The sequence below is a fragment of the Devosia psychrophila genome (genome assembly GCF_000971275.1).
In the GTDB taxonomy this organism is placed as follows: domain Bacteria; phylum Pseudomonadota; class Alphaproteobacteria; order Rhizobiales; family Devosiaceae; genus Devosia; species Devosia psychrophila.
The window spans coordinates 1-16,633 of sequence record NZ_LAPV01000141.1; the positions used below are offsets into that span (position 1 = coordinate 1).

General features: G+C 60.6%; 14 protein-coding genes. All 14 read left to right on the forward strand.

Annotated elements, in window-relative coordinates; genetic code table 11:
* Window positions 1-66 precede the first annotated feature (66 nt).
* The 14 genes from WH91_RS15105 (at window position 67) to WH91_RS15170 (ending at window position 16,633) form a co-directional block, all read left to right on the forward strand.
* Complete coding sequence (locus tag WH91_RS15105) at window positions 67-300, forward strand: hypothetical protein (RefSeq protein WP_046171844.1); 234 nt, start codon at window positions 67-69, stop codon at window positions 298-300.
* A 120-nt stretch (window positions 301-420) separates the two neighbouring features.
* Window positions 421-1,050, forward strand: a complete 630-nt coding sequence (locus WH91_RS15110; protein WP_143078061.1) for an AprI/Inh family metalloprotease inhibitor — start codon at window positions 421-423, stop codon at window positions 1,048-1,050.
* A 274-nt stretch (window positions 1,051-1,324) separates the two neighbouring features.
* The gene (gene zapE, locus WH91_RS15115) at window positions 1,325-2,488 is read left to right on the forward strand and encodes a cell division protein ZapE (RefSeq protein ID WP_082102199.1); all 1,164 of its coding nucleotides are present in this window, start codon (window positions 1,325-1,327) and stop codon (window positions 2,486-2,488) included.
* Window positions 2,489-2,745: 257 nt separating this feature from the next.
* On the forward strand, window positions 2,746-3,708 hold the full coding sequence (mdh, locus tag WH91_RS15120) for a malate dehydrogenase (RefSeq protein ID WP_046171846.1): 963 nt from the start codon (window positions 2,746-2,748) through the stop codon (window positions 3,706-3,708).
* A 101-nt stretch (window positions 3,709-3,809) separates the two neighbouring features.
* Entirely contained in the window at window positions 3,810-5,003 is a 1,194-nt protein-coding gene (gene sucC, locus WH91_RS15125) for an ADP-forming succinate--CoA ligase subunit beta (protein WP_046171847.1), read from the forward strand.
* 84 nt (window positions 5,004-5,087) lie between these two features.
* A complete protein-coding gene (sucD, locus tag WH91_RS15130) occupies window positions 5,088-5,996 on the forward strand; it encodes a succinate--CoA ligase subunit alpha (protein WP_046171848.1) in 909 nt (302 codons plus the stop codon).
* A gap of 364 nt (window positions 5,997-6,360) precedes the next feature.
* A complete protein-coding gene (locus WH91_RS15135) occupies window positions 6,361-9,363 on the forward strand; it encodes a 2-oxoglutarate dehydrogenase E1 component (protein WP_046171849.1) in 3,003 nt (1,000 codons plus the stop codon).
* A gap of 12 nt (window positions 9,364-9,375) precedes the next feature.
* Entirely contained in the window at window positions 9,376-10,692 is a 1,317-nt protein-coding gene (gene odhB / locus WH91_RS15140) for a 2-oxoglutarate dehydrogenase complex dihydrolipoyllysine-residue succinyltransferase (protein WP_046171850.1), read from the forward strand.
* A 169-nt stretch (window positions 10,693-10,861) separates the two neighbouring features.
* A complete protein-coding gene (locus WH91_RS15145; protein ID WP_143078060.1) occupies window positions 10,862-11,308 on the forward strand; it encodes a hypothetical protein in 447 nt (148 codons plus the stop codon).
* A gap of 114 nt (window positions 11,309-11,422) precedes the next feature.
* Window positions 11,423-12,061, forward strand: coding sequence for a LysE family translocator (locus WH91_RS15150; RefSeq protein WP_046171948.1), 639 nt, complete (start codon window positions 11,423-11,425; stop codon window positions 12,059-12,061).
* 18 nt (window positions 12,062-12,079) lie between these two features.
* The gene (gene lpdA, locus WH91_RS15155; protein WP_046171852.1) at window positions 12,080-13,489 is read left to right on the forward strand and encodes a dihydrolipoyl dehydrogenase; all 1,410 of its coding nucleotides are present in this window, start codon (window positions 12,080-12,082) and stop codon (window positions 13,487-13,489) included.
* Between the two features lie 282 nt (window positions 13,490-13,771).
* The gene (locus tag WH91_RS15160) at window positions 13,772-14,752 is read left to right on the forward strand and encodes a TRAP transporter substrate-binding protein (RefSeq protein ID WP_046171853.1); all 981 of its coding nucleotides are present in this window, start codon (window positions 13,772-13,774) and stop codon (window positions 14,750-14,752) included.
* A gap of 64 nt (window positions 14,753-14,816) precedes the next feature.
* A complete protein-coding gene (locus WH91_RS15165; RefSeq protein ID WP_244542331.1) occupies window positions 14,817-15,344 on the forward strand; it encodes a TRAP transporter small permease in 528 nt (175 codons plus the stop codon).
* A 5-nt stretch (window positions 15,345-15,349) separates the two neighbouring features.
* Complete coding sequence (locus tag WH91_RS15170; protein ID WP_046171855.1) at window positions 15,350-16,633, forward strand: TRAP transporter large permease; 1,284 nt, start codon at window positions 15,350-15,352, stop codon at window positions 16,631-16,633.

The following is a 16,633-nucleotide window of genomic DNA, read 5'->3' on the forward strand; positions in this document are numbered from 1 at the left end:
CCCTCAAACCCCCTTGCCCACAATCCCTCTCCCCGTCACCATATCCTCCACCCCAAAGGAGACTGCATGGCCTATCAAATCATTGCCCAAGCCAAGAACGCATCCATGGCGCGGGCGCTCGAAGTTGCCCTGCGGGCTTATGGATTTCATCCGCTCGAACAGGTCGATGGCGTGCTGCCCGGCGTGCCGAATCTGTTCGGCATCGAGGGCGTTCCGGTGCAGGTGCCCGAAGAAGAGGCGGCTGATGCAACTGTTCTGGCGGTGGAGCTGTTGAAGGAAATGGCGGCAACCGATCAATAAAAGGCCATATTGATATGGCTTTGGATTGTTGCGGACCGGGCGGTTGAACGCAGCGCGGCCTTTGGCTATAAGCCTGCCAAGCTGTTAACCTTTATTAAGCCTTCGGGCAGGAGCGAACCCATGACGGTTTGGAAGCGCGGATCGTCCGCATTAGGCGTGGCGGCAATCGCCGTTGTGCTGGCTGCGTGCCAGTCCACCGGCTCCAACACGGCCGGTCTCAATAGAATCGGTGCACCGACGCAGTTGCAGCCGGTCCAGAATTCGACCGTACAGCAGGGCACTTTGCCTGCTATCGGCGCCACCGGCACTGTGGCACCGGGCCTTTCCGGCCAGCCAGTTCTCGGTGGCGTCCCTACCCAGACCGCGATGGCATCCCCCGGCATGATGACGCCGGGCCTCGGCGCAACCACCACGGCAAATGCCAACGGCTCGTTCGTTACGCTGCCGACGTCACAGCCAGTCGCCGGCGGCGTGAGCGCTGGTCCTGAGGGTGTGTGGAATGTCGCTGCCGGTGCCGCGAGCTGCCGCATCAACCTGCCGATGACCGCCAAGACCGGCACCAGCTATTACCGCGCCTCGGCGCCGGGTTGCACCGTGCCGCAGATCGCTTCGGTTACCGGGTGGCAGCAGGTCGGAAGCCAGCTGCAGCTTTATGATGACAACGGCAATATCGCCGCCTTCCTCGCCCCAAGCAGCGGCCGCTATATCGGCACGATCTCGGGTGGCCAGGCCATCTCAATGTCCCGCTAGGGGTTTTCGGTGAAGCCGGTCTGCAAATGACCGGCTTCTGCGCTTCCGGTGCTCTCGTACGAGACATACGCTACGCTCCGGTTCTCGTTGCCGATCATTTTCGACTCGGCTTGACCGAAAACGCATCGAACTAGCCCATAAGCAGAAGACGCTCTGCTAGCAGCCATCTTCACACCCTTTCTTTTCCCTCGGGCTTGACCCGAGGGCCGCTCTCAACGCATTGGGTGCGGCAATGGGCCCATGGGTCGAACCCGAGGGAAGCGTTGCTATCGTCATGTCATCCATTTCCCCGGCCATAGCCGGCCCTGTCACCACGGCCTACGCCGATCTAGCCACAGGTGGCGTGCTGGTTGCTGATCCGGCGCAGCGCGTGGCGGCGGGTTTGCTCGACGACGTGCTCGCTGGCTTGGTAGCCGAGCAGCCCAAGGGTTTTTTGGGTAAGCTGTTCGATAAGACAGAACCGGCGCGCGGGCTCTACCTCCACGGCGAGGTCGGGCGCGGCAAGACCATGCTGATGGACCTGTTCTTTGCCGCCGTGCCAATCAAGCAGAAGCGGCGCGTGCATTTCCATGAGTTCATGGACGAAGTCCATGCCGGCATGGCCACCTTCCGCAAAAGCCCCAAGGGTAAGGACGCCGACCCCGTGGAAGCCGTGGTGAAACCCATCGTCCGCTCGGACCTGCGCCTGCTTTGCCTCGACGAATTCCATGTGCATGACATCACCAATGCCATGCTGCTGTATCGACTGTTCGAAAAGCTGTTCGCCCATGGCGTCACGTTGGTGGCGACGTCAAACGTGGTCCCTGACGAGCTTTACAAGAATGGGCTCAACCGCCAGTTGTTCCTGCCCTTCATCGAACTGCTGAAACAACATTGCACCGTGGCGTCGCTGCATGCCGAACGCGATTATCGCCGCATGAAGTTTGCTGGCCAGCATGTCTATGCCTTCGGCATTGGCCCTGAAGTGCGCGCCGAGATGGACGCGCTCTGGCTGCGCATCACCGGCGGCGTCGCCGGGGCGCCGGGCGTCGTCGAAAGCATTGGGCGCGAAATCGCCGTGCCGGCCATGGCCATGGGCGCGGCGCGTTTCGGTTTTGCCGACTTGTGTGAAAAGCCGCTCGGATCGCGGGATTTCGTACGCATCGCTCATCACTTCGATTCGATCCTGATCGACGACGTACCGCAGATGGACCGGACCAAGTCCGATGCCGCCAAGCGCTTCATCCTGTTAATCGATAATCTCTACGATCGCGGCGTCAAACTCGGCGCCAGCTTCGCCGCCCCGCTGGAGCACCTCGGCAAGGACGACCGCACCGCCTTCGAATTCCAGCGTACGATTTCGCGACTGGATGAGATGCAGTCAGAGGAATATCTGGCAAAGGGGCTGCGGGATGCTGAGGTCGTGAAGGAAGAATACCCCCACCCAGCCTCCCCCTGAAAAGGGGGAGGGGCTTCATCGAGTTCGAGGCTCGATCCAGTCAAACACACCGGCCGAATTCCTCCCCCTCATCAGGGGGAGGCTAGGTGGGGGTACCCAACAAAGGACACTTGACCCGGCCCCATTGCCCATCCGGCATCACCCCTTCGCCCATCAGCAAGGCTCAAAGCGGCTTTACGACGAAGGGTTCACTTGCCCCTTATGGCGGCTAGGGTTAAGACGTGCGCCAATTCAACGCAGTCTGGGATGGACGACGAATGGCGCGCAAAAAGATCGCACTTATCGGCTCGGGTCAGATCGGTGGGACGCTCGCCCATCTGGCAGCTCTCAAGGACCTCGGCGACATCGTTCTGTTCGATATCGTCGATGGCGTGCCGCAGGGCAAGGCGCTGGATATTTCCCAGGCAGCACCGGTCGAAGGCTATGATGCCAAGATCACCGGCACCTCCAAGTATGAAGACCTCAAGGGCGCCGATGTCATCATCGTCACCGCCGGCGTGCCGCGCAAGCCTGGCATGAGCCGCGACGACCTGCTGGAAATCAACCTCAAAGTGATGGAGCAGGTGGGTGCGGGCATTGCCAAATACGCGCCCAAGGCATTCGTCATCTGCATCACCAACCCGCTCGATGCCATGGTCTGGGCGCTGCAGAAGTTCTCTGGCCTGCCCACCAACATGGTGATCGGCATGGCCGGCGTGCTGGACAGCTCGCGCTTCGTCCACTTCATCGCCGATGAGCTCAAGGTCTCGGTCGAAGACGTCAATGCATTCGTGCTCGGTGGCCATGGCGACACCATGGTGCCGCTGACCCGTTATTCGACCGTTGCCGGCATTCCGCTGACAGACATCGTCAAGATGGGCTGGATGAGCAAGGAAACACTCGACGCCATCGTACAGCGCACCCGTGATGGCGGTGCCGAGATCGTCGGCCTGCTCAAAACTGGTTCGGCTTTCTACGCCCCTGCCGCATCCGCCATTGCAATGGCCGAGAGCTATCTCAAGGACAAGAAGCGCGTGCTGCCCGCAGCTGCCTATCTCGACGGCCAGTATGGCCTCAAGGGTACCTATGTCGGCGTGCCGGTGGTTATCGGTGCCGGTGGCGCCGAGAAGATCATCGAAATCTCGCTGAACTCCGCCGAACAAAAGGCCTTCGACAAGTCGGTCGCATCGGTCGAAGGGCTGATCGAGGCCTGCAAGAAGATCGCGCCCAAGCTGGCCTAGCCGATATGATGTCATCCCCGCACCAGCGGGGATGACCGCTTCAGACCATACGGCGCATTGAGGTCATCCGGCGCCGTGCTACCCACCCAAGGGGAAATCAAATGAACATCCACGAACATCAGGCCAAAGAGCTGCTGAAGTCGTATGGCGCACCAGTCGCTGCCGGCGTCGCGATCTTCTCGGTCGACGAAGCCGAGGCTGCTGCCAGGTCGCTGCCGGGCCCGCTTTATGTGGTCAAGAGCCAGATCCATGCCGGCGGCCGTGGCAAGGGCAAGTTCAAGGAACTCGGCCCCGATGCCAAGGGCGGCGTGCGTCTGGCCAAGACCATCGAAGACGTGGTCGCCTTCTCCAAGGAAATGCTGGGCAATACCCTGGTGACCAAGCAGACCGGCGATGCCGGCAAGCAGGTCAACCGGCTCTACATCGAAGATGGCGCCGATATCGCCCGCGAGCTCTACACCTCGCTGCTGGTCGATCGCACCACCGGCCGCGTCTCCTTCGTCATCTCGACCGAAGGCGGCATGGACATCGAGGCTGTGGCGCATGATACGCCCGAAAAGATCGTCGCCGTCGACATCGACCCGACCGCCGGCGTCACCGAAGCCAACATTGCCGAGATCGTCGCCACCCTCGAACTCGATGGCGATGCCAAGACCGATGCGGCCAAGCTGTTCCCGATTCTCTACAAGGCCTTCACCGAAACCGACATGAGCCTGTTGGAAGTGAACCCGCTGATCGTGATGACCGATGGTCACCTGCGTGTGCTCGATGCCAAGGTCAGCTTCGACAACAATGCGGCCTTCCGTCACGAAGAGCTCAAGGCCCTGCGCGACCTGTCGGAAGAAGACGCCAAGGAAATTGAAGCCTCCAAGTTCGACCTCGCCTACGTTGCCCTCGACGGCAATATCGGCTGCATGGTCAATGGCGCGGGCCTTGCCATGTCCACCATGGACATCATCAAGCTCTATGGCGCCGAGCCTGCGAACTTCCTCGACGTTGGCGGCGGTGCATCCAAGGAGAAGGTGACGGCAGCGTTCAAGATCATCACCGCCGATCCGGCCGTGAAGGGCATTCTGGTCAACATCTTCGGCGGCATCATGCGCTGCGACGTCATTGCCGAGGGCGTCATCGCCGCGGTCAAGGAAGTCGGCCTGCAGGTGCCATTGGTGGTTCGCCTCGAAGGCACCAATGTCAAGGAAGGCAAAGCCATCCTGGAAAACTCGGGCCTCAACGTGATCTCAGCCGACGATCTCGATGACGCAGCCCAGAAGATCGTCAAGGCCGTGCAGGGCTGAGCAGCAACAGCCCCGCCATTTTCATAGTCCGCGCTTCGGCGCAGGATACCGGCGCCAGCCGGAACAAAACGGAAGCACAAGTCGATGTCGATCCTCGTCAATAGAGACACCAAGGTCCTCGTGCAGGGCCTGACCGGCAAGACCGGTACATTCCACACCGAACAGGCCCTGGCCTATTACGGCACCAAGATGGTGGGCGGCGTGAACCCCAAGAAGGCCGGCGAAACCTGGACTTCGGGCGTCGATGGCTCGGCCAGCCTGCCGGTTTACGCAACGGTTGCCGAAGGCAAGGAACGCACGGGCGCCAATGCTTCGGTGATCTATGTGCCGCCTCCCGGTGCCGCCGCTGCCATCGAAGAAGCGATCGATGCGGAAATCCCACTCATCGTTTGCATCACCGAAGGCGTGCCGGTTCTCGACATGGTTCGAGTCAAGGCCAAGCTGGTCGGCTCCAAGTCGCGGCTGATCGGGCCAAACTGCCCGGGCGTGCTGACACCAGAAGAATGCAAGATCGGCATCATGCCGGGTTCGATCTTCTCGAAGGGCTCGGTGGGCATTGTTTCCCGCTCGGGCACGTTGACCTATGAAGCTGTGTTCCAGACCACCAATGAAGGCCTGGGCCAGACCACTGCCGTCGGTATCGGTGGCGATCCGGTCAAGGGCACCGAGTTCATCGACATGCTCGAAATGTTCCTCGCCGATGAAGCCACCAAGTCGATCATCATGATCGGCGAAATCGGCGGTTCGGCTGAAGAAGACGCAGCGCAGTTCCTGATCGACGAAGCCAGACGCGGCCGTCGCAAGCCGATGGCTGGCTTCATCGCTGGCCTGACAGCTCCGGCCGGTCGCACCATGGGCCATGCTGGCGCCGTAATTTCGGGCGGTAAGGGCGGTGCCGAAGACAAGATCGCCGCGATGGAAGCCGCTGGCATCCGCGTGAGCAAGTCGCCGGCGCGGATTGGCCGGACGCTGGCTGAAGTTTTGAAGGGCTAGAAAGAAATCCCCCCTCCCAACCCTCCACTCAATACGGAGGGTGACACCGAGTTTGTGGCACTTGCTTGCCGCACGCACTGGGTTCACCTCCCCCCTTGAGGGGGAGGCAGGTGGGGGGACTTTCTGCAAAGTCGGATGCGACCAATGTCGGTCGCGCGAAGGACATAGAACGGTGCTAAGCCGTTTAGTGTCTTGGCAGCCGATCACAATGCAATGAGCTGCGGCGCCTTTTGGGGCGCCGTAAGTCTTAACAAGATACAAAGGAAATGCGGTCAGTATTCGCGAAATTTCTGACCGCCCATTATGCCAGCCGATGCTGGCCCGTTGAGAAGGATGGCGGGGCGTTGGCCTCGCAACAAAAGCGATGACACGACAGGAAAAGAACGACACGTTCTTGCTGACTTCGTTCCTATATGGTGGGAACGCCAACTATATCGAGCAGCTGTATTCCCGCTACAAGACTGAGCCGGCCAGCGTGGATTCCACGTGGCAGAGCTTCTTTTCCAAGCTCGACGACGGCGAAGGTGTCGCCCAGCAAAATGCCGAAGGCCCAAGCTGGGGCCGCAAGGACTGGCCGCAGAGCGCCAATGGCGAACTGGTCAGTGCCTTGGACGGCAACTGGGGCGAGATCGCCATCAAGACCGAAAAGGCCATCGCCAAGAAGGCCGAGGCCATGGGTGTGGCCAAGTCATCCGTTGCCGATGTCATGCAGGCGACGCGCGATTCGATCCGCGCCATCATGATGATCCGGGCCTACCGCATGCGCGGCCACCTGCATGCCGATCTCGATCCGCTGAAGATGAAGGCCGATGAGCCGGCGCCGGAACTCGATCCAGGCAGCTACGGCTTTACCGAAGCAGACAACAGCCGCAAGATTTTCGTCGATGGCTATCTGGGCCTCGAATATGCGACCATTCCCGAAATGCTGGCGATCCTCAACCGCACCTATTGCGGTACGCTGGGGATCGAGTTCATGCATATCTCCGATCCTGAAGCCAAGCAGTGGATCCAGGAGCGCATCGAAGGACCTGACAAGGAAATCACCTTCACCAAGGAAGGCAAGAAGGCCATCCTGTCCAAGCTGATCGAGGCCGAAGGCTTCGAAAAGTTCATCGACGTCAAATACACTGGCACCAAGCGCTTCGGCCTCGATGGCAGCGAATCGACGATCCCGGCGCTGGAGCAGATCATCAAGCGCGGCGGTGCCATGGGCATCAAGGATATCGTGTTGGGCATGGCCCATCGCGGTCGCCTCAACGTGCTGACGCAAGTCATGCAGAAGCCGCATCGCGCCCTATTCCACGAGTTCAAGGGGGGCGCCTTTTACCCCGACGACGTCGAGGGTTCGGGCGACGTGAAGTACCATCTGGGTGCATCTTCGGACCGTGAATTCGACGGCAACAAGGTTCATCTGTCACTGACAGCAAATCCATCCCATCTCGAGATCGTCGATCCCGTGGTGCTGGGCAAGGCGCGCGCCAAGCAGGACCAGCACATCTCTCCCGATGGCAAGCTGCTCAACATCGCGGTGGACGGCAAGCCCGACCGCTCGATGGTGCTGCCGCTGCTGATCCATGGCGATGCGGCGTTTGCGGGGCAGGGCGTCATCGCCGAATGCCTCGGCCTCTCGGGCCTCAAGGGTCACCGCACCGGCGGGTCGATCCATTTCGTCATCAACAACCAGATCGGCTTCACCACCAGCCCGATGTATTCGCGCTCGTCCCCATATCCGACCGATGTGGCCAAGATGATCGAAGCGCCGGTGCTGCATGTGAACGGCGATGATCCGGAAGCCGTGGTGTTCGCTGCCAAGGTCGCGGTCGAATATCGCCAGAAGTTCGGCAAGCCTGTCGTCATCGACATGTTCTGCTATCGCCGCTTTGGCCATAACGAGGGCGACGAGCCCAGCTTCACCCAGCCGCTGATGTACTCCAAGATCCGGAGCCTCAAGACCACGCTGGAAATCTATTCGGAAAAGCTGATCGGCGAAGGCCATTTGACGGCCGACGAGATCAACCAGATGAAGGCCGATTGGCGCGCCAAGCTGGAAGCCGAGTTCGAGGCCGGCCAGGATTATCGGCCCAACAAGGCCGATTGGCTGGATGGCGCCTGGAAGGACTTCAAGCCGGCCGACCAGGAAGGCCCGCGTCGCGGCAATACCGGCGTCGAAATCGACCAACTGGTCAAGATCGGCACGGCGCTGACGCGAGTTCCCGAAGACTTCAACGTCCACAAGACGGTCAAGCGATTCATGGACAATCGTCTGGCGGCTATTGAATCCGGCGAAGGCATCGATTGGTCCACAGCCGAGGCTCTAGCTTTCGGTACGCTGGTGACCGATGGTCATCCGGTGCGTCTATCGGGCCAGGACGTCGAACGCGGCACATTCAGCCAGCGCCACTCGGTGCTGAACGATCAGCAGGTCGACAACAAGAGCTACACCCCGCTCAACAATCTCGCCGAAGACCAGAGCCGCTACGAGGTCATCAACTCGATGCTCTCAGAAGAGGCCGTGCTCGGTTTCGAATACGGCTATTCCCTCGCAGAGCCCAAGGCCCTGACCGTGTGGGAAGCCCAGTTCGGCGACTTCGTGAACGGCGCCCAGGTCGTGATCGACCAGTTCATCTCCTCGGGTGAACGCAAGTGGTTCCGCATGTCGGGCCTCGTGATGCTGCTGCCGCATGGCTATGAAGGCCAGGGCCCGGAACATTCTTCGGCCCGTCCCGAGCGCTTTCTGCAGCTTTGCGCCGAGGACAATATGCAGGTCGCCAACTGCACGACGCCGGCTAACTACTTCCATGCCCTGCGCCGCCAGGTGACCCGCGACTTCCGTAAGCCGCTGATCCTGATGACGCCCAAGAGCCTGCTGCGCCACAAGCGCGCCACCTCGGGTCTGGTCGAAATGGGTCCCGATTCCTGCTTCCACCGTCTCCTCTGGGACGATGCCGAGGCACCCGGCGCGCCCAAGACCACGGTCAAGCTGGCTGCCGACGACAAGATCCGTCGCGTCGTGCTGTGCACCGGCAAGGTCTATTACGACCTGCTGGAAGATCGCGAAAAAAAGGGCATCGACGATGTCTATTTCCTGCGCATCGAGCAGCTTTATCCGTTCCCGGCCAAGGCGCTGTTGGACGAACTCAGTCGCTTCAAGAACGCCGAGATCATCTGGTGCCAGGAAGAACCCAAAAATATGGGTGCCTGGGCCTTCATTCAGCCCTATGTTGAATGGGTGTTCGACCAGATGGGCCGCACCGGCCAGCGCGTCCGCTATACCGGCCGCCCAGCCTCCGCCTCTACTGCCACGGGTCTGATGCGGACCCATCTCGCTCAACTGCAGGCCTTCCTCGACGAAGCCCTCGGCAGCTAAAAGGACAATACAATGTCGACTGAAATCCGCGTCCCCACCCTTGGCGAGAGCGTTACCGAGGCCACTATCGGCCAGTGGTTCAAGAAGGTCGGAGACACCGTTTCCGCCGATGAGCCCATCGTCGAGCTCGAAACCGACAAAGTCACCATCGAAGTGCCAGCGCCGGCCAGCGGCGTGCTCGAAGCCATCGCCGCCCAGCCGGGCGAGACGGTGGATGTCGGCGCGTTGCTCGGCGCTATCGGTGGGGCAGGGGCCATTGTCACGCCAAAGCCCGAAGCCAAGGCCGACGCTCCAGCCAACAATGCTGCCGGTCCCGAAGAGATCAAGCCGGAACCAGCGGCTCAGTCGGTGACGGCGACCGATCGGGCGCCCGCGCCGTCGGCCCAGAAGATGCTTGCCGAAAACGGCATGAACGGCAACGACATCAACGGCTCGGGCAAATCCGGCCAGGTGCTCAAGGAAGACGTGCTGGCAGCGCTCGGTCGTGGCAATGCTGCTGCGCCGGCCAACCAGTCGGTTTCCGAAGCGCCAAAGGTGCAGCAGGCGGCTCCCGCCTCGGCGCCTGCCGCCAAGGTTGAAGCGCCCAAGGTTGCAGCCGCCCCGCGTGCTCCGACCAGTGCCGACGATGCGAGCCGAGAAGAGCGGGTCAAGATGACCCGCCTGCGCCAGACCATTGCCCGCCGCCTCAAGGATGCACAGAACACCGCCGCCATGCTGACCACTTTCAACGAAGTGGACATGAAGCCGGTGATGGACCTGCGCAATTCCTACAAGGAGTTGTTCGAGAAGAAGCATGGCGTCAAGCTGGGCTTCATGGGTTTCTTCACGCGCGCCGTGGTCCACGCACTCAAGGAAATACCCTCGCTCAACGCCGAAATCGATGGCGACGACCTGATCTACAAGCAGTACGCCCACATCGGCGTGGCGGTGGGCACCGACAAGGGCCTCGTCGTGCCGGTGATCCGCAATGCCGACCAGATGTCGATTGCCGAGATCGAAAAGGGCATCAACGCCATGGGTAAGAAAGCCCGTGACGGTCAGCTCTCGATGGCGGACATGCAGGGCGGCACCTTCACCATCTCCAATGGTGGTGTTTATGGCTCGCTGATGTCGACGCCTATCCTCAACGCACCGCAGTCTGGTATTCTTGGCATGCACAAGATCCAGGAGCGTCCGATCGCCGTCGGCGGCCAGGTCGTCATTCGCCCGATGATGTATCTCGCCCTCAGCTACGATCACCGCATCGTCGACGGCAAGGAAGCCGTGACCTTCCTGGTGCGCGTCAAGGAAAGCCTTGAAGCACCGGAGCGCCTGGTGCTTGACCTCTAAGCTGCCGCAATAAGACGTCATACGAGGGCTCGCCACCGGCGGGCCCTTTCGCGTTACAAAAGGGTGATGGTTTGCTGCGCTCGATGCTAACAGTCTGTTAGCAAATTCCGGGCTTATGCGGTGACTGACAAAGACAGCAGTGCTGACAAAATACGGAGTTCGAGTGCTGGTGCGTTTCCCTATTATTCTTGCCGCTGCATGGCTGGCTGCACTTATCCCCGCCAGCGCACAGGAAGTGTCCGACCCCGAGCTGATCGGCGAGTTGATGGCCTTCCACGGCTCGGAGGCCATCGTTTCGGCCATGAGCACCCATTGCTACGAGACCACCGGGCTCGACGGCGCCTACAAAACTGCCAGCGATAACTGGTACTTACGCAATATCGGCTTCCTCGAACTGGCCGACCGGGTCATCGCCCGCCTTGGCGGCACATCCGAAGCCAAGCAGGCCGCAGCCGAGACCTATGGCGGCGCCCAGATCATGAGCGCCTATAACCAGGCCGCAGACAAGAATACCTTCTGCCGGGCCTTCGTCGAACAGGTCGAAAGCGGCGTCCTCGACATCGACAAGCAGTTGCCGGACGCCCTTGAAAAGGCCCAGGCCATCGCCTCGCAATAGCCAAGTCATTGCCAGCGCATCATTTCAGCAAAAACGGGAATCTTCGTTTCGAACCCACCGTTAATCGGCTAAACAGGGATTCCGCGCCGCCGTGCGCAGTGGATGAGCATCGCCATGAGTGTAGGTTTTCCCTGGCTTGAATTCGCCGGCCTGATGCTGGCCTTCGGTATCAATGCAGTTATCCCCGGCGCCGATTTCGCCATGGTGCTGCGCCAATCCATCGGCCATGACCGCCGTGCGGCGCTGTTCACCTCAGCCGGTATCGCCACATCAATCCTCGTCCACGGCAGCTATACGCTGCTCGGGCTCGGGGTGATCGTCGGCAATTCACTGATGCTGTTCAATATTCTGAAGTGGGCCGGCGCCGCCTATCTGGTCTGGCTGGCCATTGCCGCCCTGCGCAGTCCGCCGCCGCAGCCGCCCGCCGAAAGCGATCTGGCCGGTGCCAAGCGCGGCGATTTCGCGGCTTTTGCATTGGGCTTTTTGACTAATCTGCTCAACCCAAAGGCCGTGCTATTCTTTCTGGCGCTGTTCACCACGCTGGTTTCGGCTCGCACTGGCGGCGACATCAAGGTGATCTATGTGCTGTGCATGAGCATCATGCTTTTTGCCTGGTTCGCATTGGTCTCGGTTTTCTTTACGACAGCCTCTGTACGGCAAGGGTTTTTCCGCTTCGGCCGGTGGTTTAATCGCGTAACCGGCATTACATTCATCCTGCTGGCAGTGCGTGTCGCACTGGCTCAGCAACACTAACAAGTTTCGGGGCACCAAATGGCAGACGCGTACGATCTCACCATCATCGGCTCGGGTCCGGGCGGCTACGTTGCCGCTATCCGCGCAGCACAGCTGGGGATGAAGGTGGCGGTCGTCGAGAAATGGGCGACCCATGGCGGTACCTGCCTGAACATCGGCTGCATCCCGTCCAAGGCGCTGCTGCACGCGACAGAGATGTTCGAAGAAGCCGGCCACAGTTTCAAGGCTCTGGGTATCGATATTCCGGCGCCTGTCTTGAACTTGCCGCAGATGATGAACCACAAGAGTGAAGTGGTTGCCGGCAATGTCGGCGGCGTCGATTATCTGTTCAAAAAGAATAAGATAACTCCGATCCGCGGCATCGGTACTATCGTCTCGGCTGGTAAGATTCTGGTCACCCCACCGACCGGCGCAGCCATTGAAATCGAGACTAAGAATATCGTCATCGCCACCGGTTCGGTGTCGGCAAGCCTGCCGGGCATCGAGATCGATGAGAAGACTATCGTTACGTCAACCGGCGCGCTGAGCCTTGAAAAAGTGCCGGGCAAGCTGCTGGTGATCGGCGCCGGCGTGATCGGGCTTGAGCTTGGTTCGGTCTGGGCCCGGCTTGGCGCGCAGGTCACCGTGGTCGAATATCTCGACCGTATTCTCCCCGGCATGGACAGCGAGGTTGCCCGCCAGTTCCAGCGCATGCTGCAGAAGCAGGGCATGGAATTCAAGCTTTCCAGCAAAGTCGCCGGCATTGACAAGCAGGACGATGGCTCGCTCAAGATCCGTATTGAACCCGCCAAGGGCGGCGACATGGAAATCATCGATGCCGATGTGGCGCTGGTTTCCATCGGCCGCAAGCCGTTCACCGAAGGCCTTGGCCTCGACATCGTTGGCGTGGCGCTCGATGAACGCGGCCGCGTGCGCGTCGACCAGCACTACAAGACCTCGGTCGACGGCATCTATGCCATCGGCGACGTGATTGCCGGCCCGATGCTGGCGCACAAGGCGGAAGACGAAGGCATTGCCGTCGCCGAAATCCTCAATGGCCAGGCCGGCCACGTCAATTATGCAGTTATGCCCGCTGTGGTTTACACCAATCCGGAAATCGCTTCGGTCGGCAAGACCGAGGACGAACTCAAGGCTGCCGGTATCGAGTACAAGATCGGCAAATTCCCCTTCACCGCCAATGGCCGTGCCAAGGCGGTGCTGGCGACGCAGGGCTTCGTCAAAATCCTCGCCGACGTCGAGACTGATCGCGTGCTGGGCGCCCATATCGTTGGCAAGAATGCCGGCGAGATGATCCACGAACTCGTAGTGCTGATGGAATTCTCCGGCGCCGCAGAAGATCTGGCGCGTTCGACGCATGCCCATCCGACGCTGTCGGAAGCCGTGCGCGAAGCGGCGCTGTCGCTTGGCGATGGGGCGATCCACATCTAACCAACTGTCAGTGTTGGATTTACTTAGGCACCGTTGGCCCTGTCAGCGGTGCTTTTCTATGACCGATTCTGAATGGGATAGTCATCATACAACATCCTCCCCATTGTATGTTGACTTGTCTTTTATTCTTCCATACCAGTTTCAATACCAAGTCGGCGACGAGTCTAGAGGACGGCGGGACGGGCTTGAGCGGCGGGAGGGAATACCCGGCGCGGATCAACGACATCGGTTGTAAGCGGCGCGGAGGACGGGCCGCACCGGTGTCACTTTGGGAGGACACCAATGTTTCATCTGCCTAAACTGGCAGCGACCGCGCTTGTCGCTGCATCCCTGATGGTTTCGACCGCCAGCGCCCAGACCGTGCTGCGCTCCTCGGATACCCATCCCGATGGCTATCCGACCGTCGAGGCCGTCAAGGCTTTCGGCGCGTTGCTGAGCACCAAGACGGACGGCCGCTATTCGGTCGAAGTGTTCCACTCCGCCCAGCTCGGCGAAGAAAAGGACACGATCGAACAGACCCAGTTCGGTGTGCTTGACCTGAACCGTATCTCGATTGGCGCCTTCGGGACCCAGGTGCCGGAAGCCACCGTCACGCAGTTGCCCTATATTTTCCGCTCGGCCGACCACTTCCATTCTGTGCTGGATGGCCCGATCGGCGAAGAAATCCTCGCGGCCTTCGACAAGGTCGATGTGGTGGCGCTCGCCTTCTACGACGGCGGCGCGCGCTCGTTCTACAACAGCGGCAAGCCCATCAATTCCCCGGCCGATCTCGCAGGAATGAAGCTGCGCGTGATGCAGTCGGACATTTTCGTCGACATGGTCGCTGCACTCGGCGGTAACGCCACCCCCATGCCTTATGGCGAAGTCTATTCTGGCATCCAGACCGGCGTTATCGACGGCGCCGAGAACAACTACCCGAGCTATGACACAGCCGGCCATGCCGAAGTTGCCAAGTTCTACTCGCTCGACGAGCACCTGATGGTGCCGGAAGTCCTGGTGATTTCCAAGGTCGTCTGGGATGGCCTGACGCCTGAAGACCAGGTGCTGTTCCGCGAAGCTGCCAAGGAATCCGTGGCCAAGCAGCGTGAATTCTGGGCCGCCAAGGAAGTGCAATCCAAGGCCGCCGTCGAAGCCCTCGGCGCGACCATCAACGAAGTCGACAAGAAGCCATTCATCGATGCCATGGGCCCGGTCTATGAAAAGTATGTCACCGATCCGGCACTGAAGGATCTGGTTGCCCGCATCCAGGCCACCGAGGGCTAAGCCCAAACCGCGGCGGGTCGGCACAGTTCGTGTCGGCCCGCTTTTGCTCGCCGGGAGAACTATCGTGAGAGACAGGCTTATGCCGATCAGCCGCGTGCTGGGGCAGCTTTCAAATGCCGTGCTTTACCTGGCAGGCATCGGCCTCGTGGTGATGACGGGTATCGTTGCCTATCAGGTGTTTATGCGCTTCGTGATCAATGCCTCGCCGGCCTGGACCGAGGCCGGTTCGATCATGCTCATGACCTGGTTCATCTTTCTCGGCGCCGCCGTTGGCGTGCGCGAGAATTTCCACATGGGCTTTGACGTGCTGCTCTATGTGCTGCCGCCCAGTGCCAAACCATGGCTGCGCGCCATCAGCGACCTCTGCGTCTTCGGCTTTGCCTTCGGCATGGTGTTTTTCGGCGGGGAGCTGGTCATTCGCTACTGGTCGACCCGCATCCCCGTGCTCGGATTGCCCACCGCCTTCACCTATTTCCCCATCGTGATTTCGGGGGTGCTGATGTGCCTGTTCTCGCTGGAGCGCCTGCTGATGCGGGCTGCCGGCGAGCCAGTCGATGACGTTCCCACCGACCCGACGATCACCGAGGCCTGATATCAATGGAATACTGGATCCTCTTCGGCGTCTTTACGGGCCTGATGGTCATCGGCACGCCAATTGCCTTCTGTCTCGGCATAGCCAGCTTCGCCACCATCGTCTATCTGGGGCGCCCGGCCATCGTGGTGTTCCAGCAGCTCAATTCCGGCGTGTCCGCGTTCAGCCTGCTGGCGATACCATTCTTCATCTTTGCTGGCGACCTGATGATGCGCGGTGGCATCGCCGCGCGGATCATTTCCTTTGCAGGCTCGCTGATCGGCCATGTCCGCGGCGGCCTGGGTCAGGTCAACATCGCCGCATCGACGCTGTTCGGTGGCATTTCCGGCTCGGCCGTGGCGGAAGCTGCAGCGGTTGGCGGCATCATGATCCCGCAGATGAAAGCCCGTGGTTATGGCGCCGACTATGCGGTGAACGTGACCTCAATGGCGGCACTGATCGCCCTGCTGCTGCCGCCCAGCCACAACATGATCATCTATTCGCTCTCGGGCGGCGGCAATATTTCCATCGCCGATCTGTTCACCGCCGGAATCATTCCCGGCCTGCTGCTGGCCGCAGCACTCAGCGTCACGGCCTATATCGTGGCGGTAAGGCGCGGCTATCCGACCGAGCCCTTTCCGGGCTTCCGCAAGGCCGGCTACTTCTTCCTCGTTTCAATTCCAGGCTTGATGCTGATCGTCATCATCTTCGGCGGTGTCCGATCGGGCATTTTCACTGCTACGGAATCGTCCTGTATCGCAGTGCTCTATGCGCTGCTGGTAACCTTGCTGGTTTACCGCTCGCTGGGTTGGGACGAGTTCATCCATTCGGTGCTCGGCGCCGTGCGGACCACGGCGATGGTGCTGTTCATTATTGGCGCGGCTGCCTCGTTTGGCTGGATCATGGCCTACCTCAAGGTCGCCACTATCCTGACCGCCGGCATGGCGGCGATTTCCAGCGATCCGCTGCTGGTGCTGCTGATGATCAACGTCGTGCTGCTGCTGCTCGGCACCTTCATGGACATGGGCCCGCTGATCATCATCACGACGCCGATCTTTTTGCCGATGGTGAAGACGTTCGGGGTCGATCCGGTGCATTTCGGCGTCATCATGATCCTCAACCTCGGCATCGGGCTCAACACGCCGCCGCTGGGACCGGTGCAGTTCGTTGCCGCTGCCGTGGGCAAGATCACGGTGATGGAAGCGATGAAAAGCATCTGGCCATTCTACGGTGCCGGGCTCGTCGTGCTGGGTCTGGTCACCTATATTCCGGCGCTGTCGCTTTGGCTGCCGGCACTGTTCCGGGGATAA